3 protein-coding genes are annotated in these 1,658 nt (G+C 76.6%); 2 read left to right on the plus strand and 1 reads right to left on the minus strand.

Annotation, left to right across the window (positions count from 1 at the left end):
• Positions 1-234: TilS substrate-binding domain-containing protein (locus WCS02_RS20175; protein WP_340296096.1), on the plus strand; the 234-nt coding region annotated here is incomplete at its 5' end.
• Entirely contained in the window at positions 221-772 is a 552-nt protein-coding gene (gene hpt, locus WCS02_RS20180; protein ID WP_340296098.1) for a hypoxanthine phosphoribosyltransferase, read from the plus strand. The genes WCS02_RS20175 and hpt, both read left to right, overlap by 14 nt.
• A 58-nt stretch (positions 773-830) precedes the next feature.
• Here hpt and WCS02_RS20185 read toward each other — a convergent pair.
• On the minus strand, positions 831-1,658 hold an 828-nt coding region (locus WCS02_RS20185; RefSeq protein ID WP_340296099.1), incomplete at its 5' end, for a hypothetical protein.

Raw genomic sequence — 1,658 nt, forward strand, 5'->3', positions numbered from 1 at the left:
CCCGCCGTCCGGCGCCGCGTGCTGCGCCTGCTGGCCGCCGCGGCCGGCGCCCGCCCCCTCGGCCTGGTCCACACCCGGGCCCTCGACGGCCTGGTCACCGCCGGTGCCGGGCACGGCCCGCTGGCCCTCCCGGGTCCCGTGACGGCTGCGCGGACCGCGGGGGACGACGGCTGTGGCAGGCTCACCCTCGCCGTCGACGACCCCCCGCGAGAGGACCCTCATGGACGCCCGTGACGCCGGGACCGACCTGGAGAGCGTGCTGCTCACCGAGGAGCAGGTGCAGACCAGGCTCCGCGAGATGGCTGCCGAGATCGACGCCTTCTACGCCGGGTCGGAGGTGCTGCTCGTCGGCGTCCTCAAGGGGGCCGTCATGGTCATGGCGGACCTCGCCCGCGCCCTCACCGTGCCGGTGACCATGGACTGGATGGCGGTGTCGAGCTACGGCTCCGGGACCAAGTCCTCCGGCGTCGTGCGGATCCTCAAGGACCTCGACACCGACCTGTCCGGCAAGCACGTCCTCATCGTCGAGGACATCATCGACTCCGGCCTCACCCTGTCGTGGCTGAGCGCCAACCTCGGCTCCCGCGGACCGGCGTCGGTCCGCATCGCCACCCTGCTCCGCAAGCCCACCGCCGCCAAGGTCGAGGTCGAGGTGTCGTGGGTCGGCTTCGACATCGGCGAGCAGTTCGTCGTCGGCTACGGCCTGGACTACGACGAGAAGTACCGCAACCTGCGCGACATCGGGATCCTCGCCCCCCACATGTACGGCTGACCCGGGGCCCGGAGCCCCGGGCCCCGGAGCTCCGGCACGGCGTCCCCCGCGGGCGGCGTCAGGGCGGCGGGGCGACCGGCTCGACCGCGGCGCGCGCCTCCTCGGCCAGCCGCACCAGGTCCGGGAGGCCCGCCGGTGGCCTGGTCGGGCGCGCGGGCACGGCGGAGCCCTCGACGTCCGGGGCCAGCACCACGCGGACCCGCCACGGCGAGCGATGCGTCACGGCCTCCAGGCTGATGTAGGAGGTGCCCGGCGGCCGCTCGCCCAGCACCTGGGCCGTCGCGACCTGCGTGCCGTCGCCCGTGGTCTCCACGCTGCAGACCTCGTAGGCGCTCGCCGGCCCGCAGCGGAGGTCGTCGACCCCGCGGCCGGACCCGACGAGGACGGTGAGGCGCCAGCCGTCCAGCGCGCGGTCCGCGGTCCAGCCCACCGCCTCCCCCTCTCCCCGCGCGCCCGACGAGGACTGCAGCACGCGGACGTCGTCGCCGGGCGGGCCGAGGAAGCCGGACCCGTCCCGCACCGCTGTCACCAGCGCGGCGGCCGGCGCGGCGTAGCAGCTGACCTCGAGCGCGTCGTCGAGCTCCTCCTCCTCGACGAGCCGGTACACGGCAGCGCACTCGCCGGTGACGACGCGGTCACCCTGGATCGCGACCCCGTCGTCGAGGCGGACGAGCCGGACCAGCCCGGGGTCGGGACCGAGCGCGTTCCGGGCGGCGGGGGCGAGGTCGGCGGGGTCGACGAGCGGCCCCCCGGTCGACAGGTCGAGCTCGAGCGGGTCGCCGCACCCTCCGCCGGCCTGGCGGAGCACCGTGCCGCGGGCCGCCCGGTCCACCACCCACCGCTCCTCGCGCGCGGCCCAGGCCACGCCCGCCCGCCCGGCCGCGGC

The organism is Aquipuribacter hungaricus (assembly GCF_037860755.1).
GTDB classification, from domain to species: Bacteria; Actinomycetota; Actinomycetes; order Actinomycetales; family JBBAYJ01; genus Aquipuribacter; species Aquipuribacter hungaricus.